General features: G+C 41.1%; 17 protein-coding genes. 14 read left to right on the forward strand and 3 right to left on the reverse strand.

The genetic code is table 11. The annotated features are described in order from the left end of the window. The first annotated feature begins 2 nt into the window (after nucleotides 1-2). The 8 genes from P7J49_RS02450 to P7J49_RS02485 all read left to right on the forward strand — a co-directional run bounded on the left by P7J49_RS02450 (nucleotide 3) and on the right by P7J49_RS02485 (nucleotide 7,376). Nucleotides 3-944 carry an ATP-binding cassette domain-containing protein gene (locus P7J49_RS02450; protein ID WP_029750608.1) on the forward strand — a complete coding sequence of 314 codons (942 nt, stop codon included), beginning with the start codon at nucleotides 3-5 and terminating at the stop codon, nucleotides 942-944. 1 nt (nucleotide 945) lies between these two features. Continuing rightward, on the forward strand, nucleotides 946-1,902 hold the full coding sequence (gene opp4B / locus P7J49_RS02455; RefSeq protein WP_408569193.1) for an oligopeptide ABC transporter permease: 957 nt from the start codon (nucleotides 946-948) through the stop codon (nucleotides 1,900-1,902). A 13-nt stretch (nucleotides 1,903-1,915) separates the two neighbouring features. Further along, the gene (locus P7J49_RS02460; protein WP_408569195.1) at nucleotides 1,916-2,818 is read left to right on the forward strand and encodes an ABC transporter permease; all 903 of its coding nucleotides are present in this window, start codon (nucleotides 1,916-1,918) and stop codon (nucleotides 2,816-2,818) included. Nucleotides 2,819-3,092: 274 nt separating this feature from the next. Then, nucleotides 3,093-3,458, forward strand: coding sequence for an Asp23/Gls24 family envelope stress response protein (locus P7J49_RS02465; protein ID WP_002939192.1), 366 nt, complete (start codon nucleotides 3,093-3,095; stop codon nucleotides 3,456-3,458). A gap of 2 nt (nucleotides 3,459-3,460) precedes the next feature. Further along, a complete protein-coding gene (locus tag P7J49_RS02470; protein ID WP_408569197.1) occupies nucleotides 3,461-5,125 on the forward strand; it encodes a DAK2 domain-containing protein in 1,665 nt (554 codons plus the stop codon). Nucleotides 5,126-5,225: 100 nt separating this feature from the next. Then, entirely contained in the window at nucleotides 5,226-5,666 is a 441-nt protein-coding gene (gene tsaE / locus P7J49_RS02475; RefSeq protein ID WP_024376437.1) for a tRNA (adenosine(37)-N6)-threonylcarbamoyltransferase complex ATPase subunit type 1 TsaE, read from the forward strand. After that, on the forward strand, nucleotides 5,659-6,183 hold the full coding sequence (locus P7J49_RS02480; protein WP_099778472.1) for a GNAT family N-acetyltransferase: 525 nt from the start codon (nucleotides 5,659-5,661) through the stop codon (nucleotides 6,181-6,183). Before tsaE ends, P7J49_RS02480 begins: the two co-directional genes overlap by 8 nt. Then, nucleotides 6,183-7,376, forward strand: coding sequence for an LCP family protein (locus P7J49_RS02485; protein WP_408569198.1), 1,194 nt, complete (start codon nucleotides 6,183-6,185; stop codon nucleotides 7,374-7,376). Before P7J49_RS02480 ends, P7J49_RS02485 begins: the two co-directional genes overlap by 1 nt. 414 nt (nucleotides 7,377-7,790) lie before the next feature. Here the strand turns inward: P7J49_RS02485 and P7J49_RS02490 are convergent, their stop codons facing one another. After that, nucleotides 7,791-8,120, reverse strand: a complete 330-nt coding sequence (locus P7J49_RS02490; protein WP_044691639.1) for a hypothetical protein — start codon at nucleotides 8,118-8,120, stop codon at nucleotides 7,791-7,793. 1 nt (nucleotide 8,121) lies between these two features. Further along, the gene (locus P7J49_RS02495) at nucleotides 8,122-8,535 is read right to left on the reverse strand and encodes an HIT family protein (protein WP_408569200.1); all 414 of its coding nucleotides are present in this window, start codon (nucleotides 8,533-8,535) and stop codon (nucleotides 8,122-8,124) included. Nucleotides 8,536-8,597: 62 nt separating this feature from the next. Here P7J49_RS02495 and P7J49_RS02500 point away from each other — a divergent pair, with 62 nt between their 5' ends. Genes P7J49_RS02500 through trmB form a run of 4 tightly spaced genes read left to right on the forward strand, consistent with a single transcriptional unit; the run spans nucleotide 8,598 to nucleotide 11,845 of the window. Next, nucleotides 8,598-9,332, forward strand: a complete 735-nt coding sequence (locus tag P7J49_RS02500; RefSeq protein ID WP_024409526.1) for an ABC transporter ATP-binding protein — start codon at nucleotides 8,598-8,600, stop codon at nucleotides 9,330-9,332. Then, nucleotides 9,329-10,369 (forward strand): ABC transporter permease, encoded by a 1,041-nt coding sequence (locus P7J49_RS02505; protein ID WP_408569202.1) that lies wholly within the window; start codon nucleotides 9,329-9,331, stop codon nucleotides 10,367-10,369. The genes P7J49_RS02500 and P7J49_RS02505 overlap by 4 nt, the downstream gene beginning before the upstream one ends. A gap of 49 nt (nucleotides 10,370-10,418) precedes the next feature. Next, nucleotides 10,419-11,213: a cell cycle regulator CcrZ gene (gene ccrZ, locus P7J49_RS02510; RefSeq protein ID WP_002942360.1), complete on the forward strand. Its 795-nt coding sequence runs from the start codon at nucleotides 10,419-10,421 to the stop codon at nucleotides 11,211-11,213. Continuing rightward, complete coding sequence (gene trmB, locus P7J49_RS02515; protein WP_002942362.1) at nucleotides 11,210-11,845, forward strand: tRNA (guanosine(46)-N7)-methyltransferase TrmB; 636 nt, start codon at nucleotides 11,210-11,212, stop codon at nucleotides 11,843-11,845. Before ccrZ ends, trmB begins: the two co-directional genes overlap by 4 nt. 34 nt (nucleotides 11,846-11,879) lie before the next feature. On the opposite strand, the gene P7J49_RS02520 is transcribed toward trmB, so the two are convergent. Beyond that, complete coding sequence (locus P7J49_RS02520) at nucleotides 11,880-12,068, reverse strand: hypothetical protein (RefSeq protein ID WP_002942363.1); 189 nt, start codon at nucleotides 12,066-12,068, stop codon at nucleotides 11,880-11,882. 230 nt (nucleotides 12,069-12,298) lie between these two features. Here P7J49_RS02520 and rimP point away from each other — a divergent pair, with 230 nt between their 5' ends. Both rimP and nusA read left to right on the forward strand, forming a co-directional pair. Next, on the forward strand, nucleotides 12,299-12,769 hold the full coding sequence (rimP, locus tag P7J49_RS02525; RefSeq protein WP_002942369.1) for a ribosome maturation factor RimP: 471 nt from the start codon (nucleotides 12,299-12,301) through the stop codon (nucleotides 12,767-12,769). 73 nt (nucleotides 12,770-12,842) lie between these two features. Then, nucleotides 12,843-13,985, forward strand: a complete 1,143-nt coding sequence (gene nusA, locus P7J49_RS02530; RefSeq protein WP_004194726.1) for a transcription termination factor NusA — start codon at nucleotides 12,843-12,845, stop codon at nucleotides 13,983-13,985. Nucleotides 13,986-13,995 lie beyond the last annotated feature (10 nt).

Here is a 13,995-nt window from a genome sequence, read left to right on the forward strand (position 1 = left end):
TAGTGGGATTTATTGAAGTAAAAGATTTAAAAGTCCATTATCCAATTCGTAGTGGCTTCTTTAACCGTGTGACGGATCATGTCTATGCTGTCGATGGCGTTAATATTGAGTTTGAAGAAGGAAAAACCTATGGTTTGGTAGGTGAGTCAGGTTCTGGGAAATCGACCATTGGTAAGGCAATTATCGGTTTAGAGCGTGCCACTTCTGGTCAGATTATCTATGAAGGACAAAATGTAACCAACAAATCACGTGGTAAAAAAGGAAACTTTAATCGTGATGTTCAAATGATTTTCCAAGATTCTCTTTCAAGTTTTAACCCGAAAAAACGTATTTTGGACATCATTGCAGAACCAATTCGTAACTTTGACCGCTTATCTCCAGATGAAGAAAAGAAAAAGGTTCTTCATCTCTTGGATACAATCGGTCTAAATGAAGAAGCCCTGATTAAATATCCTCATGAATTCTCAGGTGGTCAGCGCCAACGTATCGGTGTTGCTCGTGCCTTGGCTAGTAACCCTCGTTTGATTATTGCTGATGAGCCGGTTTCTGCCTTGGATTTGTCTGTTCAGGCACAGGTCTTGAACTATATGAAACGTATCCAAGATGAGTTCAAACTTAGCTATCTCTTTATTTCCCATGACCTCGGTGTTGTACAACACATGTGTGATGAATTGTTTATCATGTATCGCGGACGTTTCGTAGAGACAGGAAATAAGAACGATATTTATAATAATCCACAACATATTTACACTAAACGTTTGTTGTCTGCGATTCCATCAATTGATCCAGTAAATCGTTTGAAAAATAAGGAAAAACGTTTGGCTGCAGAGAAGGAGTACCAAGAAAAACAAGGTCAGTACTATGATGAAAACGGTCGTGTGTACGATTTGAAAGCTTTTTCAGCAACTCATCAAGTAGCCCTTCCAGAAGGAGGTAAGAACTAAGATGTGGAAAACAGTATTACGACGTTTGCTCATGATGATTCCTCAGATTATCATTCTGAGTGTCATTGCATTCTTTGTTGCGAAGATGATGCCGGGGGATCCCTTTACAGGATTGATTGACCCCAATATTGATCCAGCAATCATTGAACAAAAACGGATTGCGGCAGGTTACTATGACCCAATCCCTGTTCAGTATTTCCGCTGGGTAGGCAATCTTTTGCAAGGAGATTTTGGTCAGAGTGTTATTTTTAAACAACCAGTTGTTGATGTCATCATGCAACGTTTAAACAACACTATTTGGTTGTCTTTATTGACGATGGTGTCGACTTATTTGATTGCCCTTCCTTTAGGTATGATTGCAGGTCGTTACCAAAACTCGCTTGCAGATAAAATCATTGGCGTGTATAACTTCTTGACATTTTCAACTCCAACTTTCGTTTTTGCCATCCTTATGCTTTGGATGTTTGGCTTTAGTTTGGGTTGGTTCCCAACGCGTGGGTCGATTGACGGTGGTGTAGAAGGATTTGCAGCTATTCTCAGTCGCTTACACCATATGATTCTTCCAGCGATTACAATGGCAATTTTGTCAACAACAGTCACTATTCAATATCTTCGTACGGGGATTATCGATGCGAAGAGCCAGGACTATGTTCGTACAGCTCGTGCCAAAGGTGTTCCTGAGAGAGTTGTTTATAACCGTCATATCTTCCGGAATTCTATCTTGCCAATTGCATCTTTCTTGGGCTATGAATTGACAGGATTGATTGGTGGATCGATCTTCATCGAAAATATCTTTACCTATCCTGGTATTGGTCAATTGTTCTTCAACTCTATCTCAAGCCGTGATTACAGTGTCATCTTGGCCCTCTTGTTAATCTTTGGTATGGGAACTTTGTTGGGAACCTTGATTTCAGATATTATCATGAGCATTGTAGACCCACGTATCCGTGTGAAATAGAAGGAGGAGTAAGGTGAGTAAAGAAAATAAAAAACAAGTACAATCAGCTTCAACTCCTCCAGGTGGCTTCCGTGTCATCGCGCGGGAGTTTATGAAGGATCGACTTGCATTGACCTCATTAATTATCTTAGTGACGGTTCTCTTGGCAGTCTTTATCGGAGCGCTTCTGTTGGATCAAGAACAAGTTATGAAAGTCAACCTTTTGGGACGTTACTTGGAACCAGGTGTTAACGGCTATATCTTGGGGACAGATGAAGGTGGTAAAGATATCTTTGGTCAGCTGATTATCGGTGCTCGTAACTCGATCGTTATCGGTTTTACCATTACGATTATTACTAGTATTGTTGGTATCTCTATCGGTCTGATTTCTGGTTATTACGGTGGTCGTTTGGACGGATTCTTGATGCGTATTGTCGATTTCATCATGATTTTGCCGGTGACTATGTTGATCATTGTGTTCGTAACAGTTATCAAGAACTATACGATCTATCACTTCATTCTCATCATGAGTGCCTTTTATTGGACGGCCAAGGCTCGTCTATTCCGTACAAGGACTTTGTCAGAGGCAAGCTTGGATTATGTCAATGCATCAAAAACATTGGGAACAAGCGACTTCATGATTATGTTCCGTGAAATTTTACCAAACTTAAGTTCATTGATTATCGTTAACTTGACCTTGAACTTTGCGGGAAATATCGGTATCGAGACTTCGCTGACTTATCTTGGTTTCGGTCTACCATCAACAGTACCAAGTTTGGGTACCTTGATTGCCAATGCCCGCAATGCAGATATTTTGGAAAACAAGACATGGATTTGGTTGCCAGCAGCTATCTTCATCCTTGTGATGATGCTCTGTATCAACTATGTCGGACAAGCTTTCCAACGTGCAGCAGATGCTAAGCAGCGTTTAGGTTAATTGCGAAAAGGGGCTGGGCTCAAGCCCAGGACCACTACTCAGAGTTCGTGTCAACATCTCAGCGCAGTGGTTGATTGGCAGATTTGTTCGTGTTTCACACTCCAAATCTGACCTAATCAACTGTGCGGGGGTGGGAAAACGAACTCTTTTTTAGACTAGTCGAGTTCTTTCCCGCTCCCTTTTTCTGTACATTTCAGCTGTCACAAGCTTGTTTTTTACAGAATTTAGAAAATATGGTAAAATGGAGTGATAAAACTATTTGAGGTAAGGAATTATGACTGTAAAAATCAATACAAAAGACGGCCAGATTGAATTGACTGATGACGTGATTGCCACAGTTGTTGGCGGTGCTACGACTGAGATTTTCGGTGTTGTTGGGATGGCTAGTAAGTCTGCGATCAAGGATAATTTTCAAGCACTTTTGAGAAAAGAAAATTATTCTAAAGGTGTTGTGATTAAGACCTTGGAAGATGGTCGCATTGCAGTCGATGTTTATACTGTGATGAGCTACGGTGTAAAAATCAGTGAAGTATCTCGTAACATCCAAGAACGCGTTAAGTTCAACTTGGAAAATCAACTAGGTATCTCTGTAGATGCCGTCAATGTCTTTATCCAAAATATCAAAGTCGTAGGAGAATAATTGTGTCTAAAATTACAACTAGTTTATTTCAAGAAATGGTGCAGGCAGCATCAACTCGTCTGAATAAACAAGCCGAATATGTGAACTCACTCAATGTTTTCCCAGTTCCAGATGGGGATACTGGTACCAACATGGGGATGACTATTACCAATGGTGCTAAAGAAGTAGCAGATAAGTCTGCTTCTACTGTTGGAGAAGTTGCGCAAATTCTTTCTAAGGGCTTGTTGATGGGAGCTCGTGGAAACTCAGGTGTTATTACGTCGCAATTGTTCCGTGGTTTTGGGCAATCTGTTAAAGGCAAGGTTGAATTGGACGGTAAGGATTTGGCGCAAGCCTTTCAACATGGTGTAGAAGTGGCTTATAAAGCCGTTATGAAGCCAGTTGAAGGTACAATTCTTACTGTTTCGCGTGGGGCAGCCACTGCCGCTTTGAAAAAGGCAGAAGAGACTGATGATGCGGTTGAGATCATGCGTGCTACTCTTGATGGTGCTAATCGTGCTCTTAAGAAAACGCCAGAGATGCTTCCAGTCTTGAAGGAGGTAGGTGTTGTCGATTCAGGTGGACAAGGTCTTGTTTACATTTATGAAGGCTTCTTGTCAGCTTTGACGGGTGAGTATATTGCTTCGGAAGATTTTGAGGCGACACCTGCTGTTATGTCTGAAATGATCAATGCTGAGCACCACAAGTCAGTTGCAGGTCATGTAGCGACTGAAGATATTACCTTTGGTTACTGTACAGAAATCATGGTAGCTCTTCGCCAGGGTCCTACTTATGTCAAGGACTTTGATTATGAAGAATTCCGTACCTACCTCAACGACCTTGGAGATTCCCTCCTTGTGGTCAACGATGATGAAATCGTTAAAGTCCATGTCCATACAGAAGATCCAGGTTTGGTCATGCAGGCAGGTCTTCAATACGGTAGCTTGGTCAAGGTAAAAGTGGACAATATGCGTGAGCAACATGAAGCTCAGGTTGAGAAAGAAGAAAGTTTCCAAAAACCGGCTGAACAAAAAGAGTATGCTATTATTGCGGTAGCTGCTGGGGAAGGTTTGACAGAAATCTTCAAATCACAAGGTGTTGACTATGTGATTTCAGGTGGTCAGACCATGAACCCATCAACAGAAGATTTTGTTAATGCTATTGAATTGGTCAATGCCCGCAATGTCATCTTGTTGCCAAACAACAAAAATATCTTGATGGCTGCTCAGACGGCTGCTGAGGTTGCAGAAGTTGCGGTTAAGGTTGTGGAAACTAAGACCCTACCACAAGGTTTTACTAGCTTGCTTGCTTTTGATCCAAGTCGTGATTTGGAAAGCAACTTTGAAGCGATGACGGCATCTCTCGCAGAGGTGAAAAGTGGTAGCGTGACAACTGCAGTCCGCGATACAACCATCGATGGTCTTGAAATCCATGAGAATGACAACCTTGGTATGGTTGATGGCAAGATTGTGGTTTCTAATCCAGATATGATGGAAACACTTGTCGCTACATTTGAGAAAATGCTCGATGAAGATAGTGAAATCGTAACGATCTATATCGGTGAAGATGGTAATGAGGAACTCGCTCAAACTCTTGCTGAGCAGCTAGAAGAACAATTTGAAGATGTTGAGGTTGAAATCCATCAAGGAAATCAACCAGTCTACCCATATCTTTTCAGCGTAGAATAAACAAAATCGCAGGCTCTGGCTTGCGATTTTTTTTGTTGATTTGTCTACAATTTCCAGTAGACCTATGACAAACTACTGGGCCTATGGTATAATTAAAGACATGTATAGTCAGAATGAAAATGAATTGATTGCCATTGGTGAGAGAATTGGAAAAGCCTGTAAGCCAAATCAAGTTCTAGTATTATCAGGGGATTTGGGTGCTGGGAAAACAACTCTGACCAAGGGTTTGGCCAAGGGTTTAAAAATTGAACAGATGATTAAGAGTCCTACTTATACGATTGTGCGAGAGTATGAGGGGACCATGCCACTCTATCACTTAGATGTTTATCGAATTGGAGATGACCCTGACTCGATTGATTTGGATGATTTTCTCTATGGAGGAGGTCTAACGGTTATCGAGTGGGGAGAATTACTGGATGTCAGTCTATTTGATGACTATTTGCTCATTCGTATAGAGAAAGAGGGAGATGGTCGACGATTGACAGTCGAATCTCATGGGGCTCAAAGTAGCGATTTAGCGAAGGAGTTCCAAAATGTCTGAAAAAGAAGTGTATTTTAGTGAAGCTGAACCAGCTGATGCAGCAGTTTTTATTGATTTTATGAATCAAGTTGCTAGAGAAACGGATTATCTGGTCATGGATGAGACTGGTTTTCGATTTAGTGTTGATGAAATGGAGACCATCTTCGAATCAGGAATTGAAAATCCTCGTGAATTGTGCCTGTTGGCTAAGGTTGGTTCGGAAGTCGTCGGCGCAATTTCTGTTAAGTCCTCTAAGCAGTTTCGCATTAGCCATATCGGAAATATTTTTATTGCGATTAGGAAAGAGTATTGGGGACATGGTTTGGGGACCATTTTACTAGATGAAGTGATTCATTGGGCAGAAGAAATGGGTATCTTGAAACGATTGGAATTGACGGTTCAGGTTCGCAATCAAGCGGCAGTCCATCTCTATCAGAAGATGGGTTTTACAATTGAAGGCACTCAAGTAAGAGGAGCAAGAACAGATGAAGGAGAGTGGCTTGATCTCTATTATATGGGCAAGCTAATTGGTGAATGATGACACTTGGAAAAAAAATATTCTTAATGTCTTTGGCTATTGTTGGTTTAACACTAGGTGCCGGCTTAATATATGGGGCCAGCTTGTTAAATTTTTCTACAGGTACTATTTCAAAAACCTATAAGCAGCTAGATGGAGAAAAAGAAATCACTCCTATTGATGCGATAGAGCCCCTAACCATCCTACTGATGGGGGTGGATATGGACCAAGCGACCCGCGGGGGAGATTGGGAGGGTGGCCGTAGTGATTCGATGATTTTGGTAACTGTTAATCCCAAGACTAAGGAAACCAATATGATGAGCTTGACTCGTGATATTATGGTTGAGATTGCAGAAGCGAATGGGGAGTCTTCAGGAACGGTTGAAAAACTAAATCATTCTTATAGCTACGGACAGGCACCGATGGCCATTGCCACGATCGAAAAGATGATGGATATTACCATTGACCGCTATATCGAAATAAATATGGATGGTCTGGTTGAGCTTGTTGATGCGGTTGGAGGTATTGAGGTAAACAATACTCTTGGCTTCCCTATATCCATTTCAGAACATGAGCCTGCCTACACCTCTATTGTCCAGCCGGGGAAACAGTTGGTAAATGGGGATCAGGCGCTGGTTTATGCTCGGATGCGCTATGATGATCCTGAGGGGGATATCGGACGTCAGAGACGCCAACGAGAAGTTATCACGGCTATTATAAAAAAACTCCTTCAGTTAGATGGTTTGACCCAGTATAAGAAGATTCTGACCGCCATCTCCAATAATATGCGAACCAACATTGAGATTAGTCCTGCGACAATTCCAAGCCTCTTGGGGTATAAAGACTCGGTCTCTAAGTTGAATTCCTATCAGTTGCGCGGTGTGGACCAAATGGTTGATGAAATCTATTATCAATTACCAACCAGTGAACATCTATTGGAAATGCAAAATATTCTGAAAAAATCTATCGGCTTAGAAGAAAAGACCGACTTAGTCACAAACGTGAAGGTCTACGAAGGACAGATGGGATTGCCAAGTCCAATAAACGTTTATGATGTATATACAAATCTCTTGCTGTTAGAAGCAAGTCCATGGGCAGAAAGCTTGGATCCAGAAATAGGGAGTCCATCGGCTACTACGACTGTGACAACAGAAGAGCAGGTAACCGATTTTTCAACAGAGCCAGTACTCGGTGATGAAAATGGGTCACAATAATGTAGTCATTCAGTTTTTCTTTTATTATAGTCATTTGAATTAACTTTGATACATCGTCACTTTCGGCTTGCCGTACTCTACGAAAGTAACTAGCTTCGCAAGTCTTATCTCCAACCTAGAACAGCCTCTAGGCTGTTCTAGCAGCCTGCACCTCAGTTCCTTGTCTGAAAGCTAATTCATTCGACTATACTTTGACGAGCGAGTATAAAAGCCTATAAAAATAGAGGTTGGAAACAACCTCTATTTTTATGGGCTTTTAGTATGAGGCAATGAGCCGCAGGCATAACTCAATGCTTTCTTATTTCTAGGTGACCAGCTGATGTACTTCGCTTTTTTGTTTTCAGGCTCAGGTACGAATAGTCCACTGGACTGTTAAACCCAATCAACCACTGCGCTGAGACGTTGACACGAACTCTAAGAAGTGGCGCTGTTTTTTTTGCCTAGTCTCGTGCTATTCTCATTCTGGTATTTTTTGAGAATCTGTTGGATTTCTTCCAAGTTTCCTGCAATACTTTGCTGATAGACTCGAGTCTTATATTGTAAGTCAGAAGCCATTTCCTGCAAGGGTTCTTGAAAACTTTGGATAATGGCAAGTTGTTCCTGAATATTGTTCTTGCTCAGTTGAATATCTGATAGAAGTTGTTTGGTTTCCTGTACTTCTTTAGCGATTTTATCCCGATGCGTGACTGCAAGGAAGCTGGCGGTAGCGGCGCTTGCGGCTAAAATGATATTACGAAGTTTCATATTATTCTCCTAGATAGAGCTCTTGTGCCAGTTGAGCCAGGGCTGGGAAGTCAGGGTCGTTGGCTTTAAATTGAATGCTCAATCCATCTTGATTGTTAAAGCGTGGTAAGAGATGGATGTGTGTATGAAAGACGGTTTGCCCAGCGGCCTCCTCGTTATTATTAACGATGTTTAGACCACTAGCTCCAAGTTTTTCTTTTAACTGACGAGCGATGGTTGGCACAACAGAAAAGAGTGTGGCTGCAGCGTCTTTATCCATATCAAGCACGTTTCGGTAGTGTTTTTTAGGGACAACCAATGTGTGTCCTTTTGTGACCTGAGTGATGTCTAAAAAGGCTAATACTTGGTCATCTTCGTAGACTTTTGAAGCTGGTATTTCTCCAGAGATAATTTTGCAAAAAATACAATCCGACATAATGGCAACCTCTTTCTAGGATTTTTGTTATAATAATTATATCAAATTGTAGGAAGAAATGTATGTTAGAAGTAAAAAATGTAACTGGAGGATATGTCAATATCCCAGTTTTGAAAGATGTATCTTTTACCGTTGAGGATGGTCAATTAGTTGGTCTAATTGGTTTAAATGGTGCAGGGAAATCAACGACTATTAAGGAAATTATCGGTCTTTTGACACCTTATCAAGGACAGATTGCAATTGACGGCCTAACTTTGCTACAAGGGGCTGAAAATTATCGGAAGAAGATTGGGTTTATCCCTGAAACACCAAGTTTGTATGAAGAACTAACCCTCAAAGAGCACTTGGAAGTGGTAGCAATGGCCTATGATTTATCTTGGGAGCAAGCTTGGGGACGTATTGAGCACTTGTTAAAACTGTTTCGCTTGGATGAGAAATTGGACTGGTTTCCTGTCAATTTTTCAAAGGGAATGAAGCAGAAGGTCATGATTATTTGTGCTTTTATGGTGGAGCCGAGTCTGTTGATTGTTGATGAGCCTTTTCTGGGATTAGACCCTGTGGCTATCTCTGATTTAATCGCTCTTTTGGAGGAAGAAAAATCTAAGGGCACTTCAATCCTCATGTCCACTCACGTTCTTGACTCAGCTGAGAAAATGTGCGACTCTTTTGTGATTTTACATCAGGGACAGGTCCGTGCAACTGGAAATTTGGAGGAGCTACAAAGCGCATTTGGTATGGATGGTGCAAGTCTGAATGAAATTTATCTGGCCTTGACGCAAGAAGGAGTGGCTGGATGAAAGAATTGTTTCAACAACGCCGACTAGATTTTTTAAATCGTTGTTCCAAGTATCTGCGCTATGTTCTGAATGACCATTTTGTTTTGGTTCTCATGGTTTTATTAGGCTTTTTGAGTTTGCAATACCGTCAATTATTGTTGTCATTCCCTGAGAATCCGTTGCCGGTTGTTTTGGTGGTTATTGCAATCAGTCTACTGGTGCTATTGTCTGGAAGAATTGCGACTTATTTAGAAGAAGCTGATCAAATCTTCTTATTGACCAAGGAAAAAGACATTCTGCAAGGACTCGAGGTTGCAGCCAGACGCACGGTCTTGTTTTGGTCCTCTATACAGGTGGTGGTTCAGCTTGTTTTGTTACCAATCTATTTGAAACTGGGTTTACCGGTGTGGATGATTGTAGCTGGTCTTCTTGCTTTGTTGGTTTTAAAATGTCTTCTTGTCAAGCGCCAATTAGTGGCTTATCAGTCACAGGGAGTATTGGACTGGTCTAAGGCTATTCAAGATGAACAAAAAAGGAAACAGTCTATTTTACGTTTCTTTGCCTTGTTTACGACGGTTAAAGGCATCAGCACGACTGTTAAACCGAGAAGCTATCTCAATGGAATCTTGCGTCTTGTCAAGTCGAGACAGACTTGGTTTTATCTCTACTTACGGGCTTTCTTGCGTTCAGGAGACTACTTGGGCTTGACGATACGTCTACTGTTGTTGGCGATTTTGTCCCTATTTGCCATCGAAGAATCGTGGTTATCCATCGGCCTAGTTTTAGTCTTTCATTATTTGCTTGTCTTCCAGTTGTTGGGGCTTTACAAGCACTATGATTATCAATATGTAACACAACTGTATCCTTTGGAGAAAGATTCCAAGAAAATCGGTCTTCAGAATTTGCTTAGAGTGATTTTATACAGTCTATTACTGGTGGAATTAGGCTTTGCTCTGCTATTTTCTAAAGAGAATACGATGGTAGTCGTCTTACTTCTTGTGGGGATTTTCTTGCATGAAATATATTTGCCTCTAAAATTAAAAAAATTGATTGACTAAATAGACGAAAATTAGTAAAATAGTAAGGAATTTTTAAAGGAGGAAAGGCATGCAGTTTGATACCAGTGGGCTACAATTACAGTCTATTGCAGGAAATAGTGGCAAAGCGTTTAAAGGCCTACGGTCAGACGGAACGCCAGTCTTTGTGAAGTATGAGATGCCTCCGATAGTGTCTGCTCTTGCGCGTGAGCAAATTACACCACCCGTTTTGTCAGCAAATCGTGAAGTAGGAATGGGGCATCGTGTAGAGCAGGAGTGGTTGAATGGTCGTACCTTGGAGCGTCAAGATATGACTAGTAAACAGATTCGTCAAATACTGGTGAGAATGCACTATTCTCGCATTTTGCTCAATCAGGCTTTGCAGATGAATTATACCTATATGGAACCTCAGGATTTGGTTTATCGTTGGCAAAAAGAGGCGCCAACTAGATTGGGACAGAATTCTTATCTGCAATCTATCTGTCAAGATTTATTGAATAATCTACCAAGATTCCGTCAAGAGGTGGCAACATTTGTTCACGGAGATTTGCATCATAGTAACTGGGTAGAAACGACGTCTGGTTTGGTGTATTTGACAGATTGGGAGACCGCTTGTGTAACGGATCGGATGTTGGATGTTGCCTATATTTTGACGCATTATATTCCTCGTCAGTCCTGGGAAGAGTGGCTTCGGGCTTATGGCTACAAATATAACAGCACAGTATTAAATAAGGTTTATTGGTATGGCCAGCTTGGCTATCTAAACCAAATTGCTAAGCATGTAGAAAGCTACAATGTTTTGGCTGCAAATAAAGAAATTTATGCTCTACGGCAATTCCGTCAGAGTTTCTATAAGGAAGTATGAGAGTTAGAAATCGTAAGGGAGCGAGTGAGCTTCTAGCAAACAATCCCCAGTATGTTATCTCCAATCCAGAGGAGTGTAAGGGGAAATGGGCAGAGATTTTTGGAAACAATAATCCTATCCACATAGAAGTTGGTTCTGGTAAAGGTCGCTTTGTCACTGGTATGGCTGCGCAAAATCCAGATATCAACTATATAGGTATTGATATTCAGATGACCGTGTTAAGCTATGCCTTGGACCGTGTGCTTGAAGCTGGCTTACCAAATATAAAATTATTGCAGGTGGATGGTTCGAGTTTGACCAACTATTTTGCACCGGCAGAAATAGATCAGCTTTATCTGAATTTTTCAGATCCATGGCCTAAGAAACGTCATGAGAAACGCCGTTTGACCTACAAGTCATTCTTGGATACCTACAAGGAAATCCTACCTGAGAAGGGAGAAATCCACTTCAAAACAGATAATCGTGGTCTGTTTGAGTATAGCCTGGCTAGTTTTTCTCAATATGGTATGGTCTTGAAGCAAGTTTGGCTAGATTTGCATGCTGATGGTTTGGAAGGCAACGTTATGACAGAGTATGAGGAGAAATTCTCAAACAAGGGTCAAGTCATCTATCGTGTGGAAGCAAGATTTTAATTAGAAAAGCAAATAAGGAATCCATTTGGACTCCTTATTTTTCTTTGGTAAAATGAATCAGATAAATGATGCAGGCGGTAATGGCTGAGCCTACGAGTAAATAGGCTACTGGTTTCAGAAACTCTAAACCATATGTTAAATGGCTATCAACAAAGAGAAAGACAGCGAGGGTAATGGTGAGAAACACTAGACAAAGTGTGAATAATATACTTTCTTTTTTCATGATGCACCTCCAAGGATAGTATAACTGAAAGATTCCCCAATTTCAAGTTATAGAAGATGAAATTAAAAATGGATAACGTTTACAATGTTTGGTCTTATCGTTTTCCTTTACAGGTGTTCAAAATTATGATAGAATACAGAGTAGAAATAAAGAGAAACGGGGGTTGACGTCAGTCAACCCTTTCCCTGTATGCAGATTGCAGCAGGTTAGAATTGTAAAAGGAGGTGCCTATGTCATCAATTATTGAATTGGTCACAGCAGCAATTACCCCCGCTATTCAAACTCCTTACGAGTTGGTAGATGTGGAATATGGTAAAATGGGCGGTGACTATGTCCTATCGATTTTTGTCGATAAGGAGGGTGGAATTTCCCTTCAAGATACAGCAGATTTATCCGAAAAGATCAGTCCGATTTTGGACACTATCAAGCCAGACCCATTTCCAGACCAATACATGCTGGAGGTAACAAGTCCAGGTTTGGAACGTCCTTTAAAAACGGCAGATGCTGTTGAGAAGGCGGTTGGAAAGTACATCCATGTCAAGCTCTATCAGGCAATTGATAAAATCAAGGTTTTTGAAGGAACGTTGCTCTCCTTTGATGGAACAGACCTGATTATGGAGTATATGGATAAAACTCGTAAGAAGGAAGTGACTATTCCTTACCAGACGGTGGCTAAGGCCCGTTTGGCTGTTAAGTTATAATGCTCTTTCATGAGTATTTTATAAAGATATTAGACTTTAAGAAAGGACCTTTTGAGCGCAAAAGGAAAACAACATGAGTAAAGAAATGCTAGAAGCCTTCCGTATTTTAGAGGAAGACATGGGTATTAACAAAGCGGATATCATTGATGCAGTTACAGAGTCGCTTCGTTCAGCTTATAAACGCCGTTATGGTCAATCAGAATCAGCAGTGATTGAATTTGACGAGAAAAAAGGTGATTTCCATGTATTTACTGTTCGTGAAGTAGTAGATGAAGTATTTGATAGCCGACTAGAAATTAGTCTAAAAGATGCCTTGGCTATTTCATCAGCTTATGAAATGGGTGACAAAATTAAATTCCAAGAAGACCCAGCGGAATTTGGACGTGTAGCTGCTCAATCAGCTAAACAGACCATCATGGAAAAGATGCGTAAACAAAAGCGTGCCATTACCTTCAATACCTACAAGCAACATGAAAATGAGATTATGTCAGGTACGGTAGAGCGTTTTGATAATCGCTTTATCTATGTCAACCTTGGTACGATTGAAGCACAATTGTCAAAACAAGACCAAATTCCTGGTGAGGTTTTCCAATCTCATGATCGCATCGAAGTCTATGTCTACAAGGTAGAAGACAATGGTCGTGGGGTGAATGTATTTGTCAGCCGTAGCCATCCAGAAATGATCAAACGTCTCATGGAACAGGAAATTCCAGAAGTATACGATGGAACAGTTGAGATCATGAGTGTTGCCCGTGAAGCTGGAGACCGTACGAAAGTGGCTGTTCGTAGCCATAATCCAAACGTAGATGCTATTGGTACTATCGTTGGTCGTGGTGGTTCAAATATTAAGAAAATCACCAGCAAGTTCCACCCAGCTCGTTATGATGCTAAGAATGACCGCATGATTCCGACTGAGGAAAATATTGATGTCATCGAGTGGGTAGCAGATGAAGCAGAATTTATCTACAATGCTCTCGCTCCTGCTGAAGTTGACCAAGTATTGTTTGATACAGAAGATGGTAAGCATGCTACAGTCGTTGTACCAGATGATAAGTTATCATTGGCAATTGGTCGTCGTGGTCAAAACGTTCGTTTGGCAGCGCATTTGACAGGATTCCGTATCGACATCAAGTCAGCATCGGAGTATGAAGCTTTTGAAGCAACTCAATATGCAACAGACGAAGTTGTAGAAGAAGTCGCAGAAGAACAAGAATAAGGCAAAAGGA

Source organism: Streptococcus suis (assembly GCF_046032515.1).
GTDB classification, from domain to species: Bacteria; Bacillota; Bacilli; order Lactobacillales; family Streptococcaceae; genus Streptococcus; species Streptococcus suis_AL.

Bases quoted from the DNA above. Each gene is read 5' to 3' on its own strand.
- opp4B (WP_408569193.1), top strand. From the start codon at position 946: ATGTGGAAAACAGTATTACGACGTTTGCTCATGATGATTCCTCAGATT.
- P7J49_RS02465 (WP_002939192.1), top strand. From the start codon at position 3,093: ATGACTGTAAAAATCAATACAAAAGACGGCCAGATTGAATTGACTGAT.
- tsaE (WP_024376437.1), top strand. From the start codon at position 5,226: ATGTATAGTCAGAATGAAAATGAATTGATTGCCATTGGTGAGAGAATT.
- P7J49_RS02480 (WP_099778472.1), top strand. From the start codon at position 5,659: ATGTCTGAAAAAGAAGTGTATTTTAGTGAAGCTGAACCAGCTGATGCA.
- P7J49_RS02485 (WP_408569198.1), top strand. From the start codon at position 6,183: ATGACACTTGGAAAAAAAATATTCTTAATGTCTTTGGCTATTGTTGGT.
- P7J49_RS02490 (WP_044691639.1), bottom strand. From the start codon at position 8,120: ATGAAACTTCGTAATATCATTTTAGCCGCAAGCGCCGCTACCGCCAGC.
- P7J49_RS02495 (WP_408569200.1), bottom strand. From the start codon at position 8,535: ATGTCGGATTGTATTTTTTGCAAAATTATCTCTGGAGAAATACCAGCT.
- P7J49_RS02500 (WP_024409526.1), top strand. From the start codon at position 8,598: ATGTTAGAAGTAAAAAATGTAACTGGAGGATATGTCAATATCCCAGTT.
- P7J49_RS02505 (WP_408569202.1), top strand. From the start codon at position 9,329: ATGAAAGAATTGTTTCAACAACGCCGACTAGATTTTTTAAATCGTTGT.
- ccrZ (WP_002942360.1), top strand. From the start codon at position 10,419: ATGCAGTTTGATACCAGTGGGCTACAATTACAGTCTATTGCAGGAAAT.
- trmB (WP_002942362.1), top strand. From the start codon at position 11,210: ATGAGAGTTAGAAATCGTAAGGGAGCGAGTGAGCTTCTAGCAAACAAT.
- P7J49_RS02520 (WP_002942363.1), bottom strand. From the start codon at position 12,068: ATGAAAAAAGAAAGTATATTATTCACACTTTGTCTAGTGTTTCTCACC.
- rimP (WP_002942369.1), top strand. From the start codon at position 12,299: ATGTCATCAATTATTGAATTGGTCACAGCAGCAATTACCCCCGCTATT.
- nusA (WP_004194726.1), top strand. From the start codon at position 12,843: ATGAGTAAAGAAATGCTAGAAGCCTTCCGTATTTTAGAGGAAGACATG.